This is a genomic window from Myxococcus virescens, from assembly GCF_900101905.1.
Classification (GTDB): Bacteria; Myxococcota; Myxococcia; order Myxococcales; family Myxococcaceae; genus Myxococcus; species Myxococcus virescens.
Window position 1 is genome coordinate 1 of record NZ_FNAJ01000051.1, and the last position, 1,270, is coordinate 1,270.

Below are 1,270 nucleotides of genomic sequence, written 5' to 3' on the forward strand. Positions count from 1 at the left end.
TGGAGTTGCCCCCGTCAAATCGGACATGGTCAGAGGGGTGAAGCGGCGAGTCGAAACTCTCTCGGGGAGCGCATCTTCAGCGCCTTGTGAGGGTGCACGGTGTTGTAGTCGTGAAACCAGGCGGGGAGCTGCTGGAGGACTGCCTCGGCGCTGTCCAGTCGGGCCAGGTACACGTAGTCGCGCTTGAAGCTCTTCACGAAGGACTCCGCCATGCCATTGCTCTCGGGGGAGTAGGCCGGCGTGGTGCGGATGAGCAGGCCCAGGCTGCTCCCAAATTCGCGCGTCTCATGGGCTGTGTAGGCCGGGCCGTTGTCGGTCAGCCACTCAATGGGGTTCGAGGCCCGTCGGCAGCCAGCGCCGAAACGGTACTCCAGTGTCTCGGCCATCAAGTCGCGCACCAGTTCCCCGGTGAGGCCCCCGGTGGTGGCGACGAAGCGCATGGCCTCGCGGTCGCAGCAGTCCAGCGAGAAGGCGACCTGGATGCGCTCTCCATTCCAGCAGCGAATCTCGAAGGCGTCCGAGCACCAGCGCAGGTTGCTCTTGAGGGTGGCCACCGTACCCTCATGGGTGCGCGTCGGCTTGCCGGTGTGGCGAGCCAGTAGCAAGCCCGCGGCCTTCATTACCCGGTACACCCGCTTGGGGTTCACCCGGGGCTGTCCCTCGGAGAGCAGCTGCCGGTTCACCAGGGCCGTGACGCGGCGGTAGCCGTAGCTGGCCCGCTCGTCGGTGACAGCACGAATTCTCGCCAGCAGGGACTCGTCGGTGCGCTTGCGGTACGGGCCCCGTCGCCTGGGCACCTCCGTGGTGCCATCTTGCACTCGGAGGACCAGGTTGCTGCGCGAGACGTCCAGCGCCTCGGCCACGGCCTTCAACGGGAACCGCTCCTGGAAGGCAAGCTGAGCGGCGAGGTCCGTTTTTTGGGGCGGGCCAGCTCCAGCGCCTCCTTCAGAATCTCGTTCTCCATCGTCTTCTTGCCCAGCAGCCGCTCCAGCTCCCTCACCTGGGCCTGCAGCCGCTTCACTTCGGACTCTGGGACTACCGCCTCGTCTGCGCCTAGGCTGGACATCGAGCCCTCCTCCGCCAGTCGCCTCCAGTGGAACAACATGCTCGCCGACAGTCCATAGCGACGGGCCACCGAGGAGATGCTCTGCCCGGCCATCTCCGCTTCTGCCAGGAACCGTTGCTTCTCCTCGGCGTTGAAGCGTCGTCGGCGACCAGGGCGAGCCGGTGGGATGACTTCTACTTCGAGTGCCTTCGTGTCCATCTCTAG

Annotated in this window: 1 protein-coding gene; it reads right to left on the bottom strand. The window is 65.7% G+C overall.

The genetic code is table 11. From position 1 onward, the window contains the following. Positions 1-29: 29 nt before the first annotated feature. A protein-coding gene (locus BLU09_RS38005) for an IS3 family transposase (RefSeq protein ID WP_373284086.1) occupies positions 30-1,264 on the bottom strand; the annotation gives its coding sequence in 2 pieces (ribosomal slippage) (positions 30-922 and positions 922-1,264; 1,236 coding nt in all). Between the last annotated feature and the right edge of the window lie 6 nt (positions 1,265-1,270).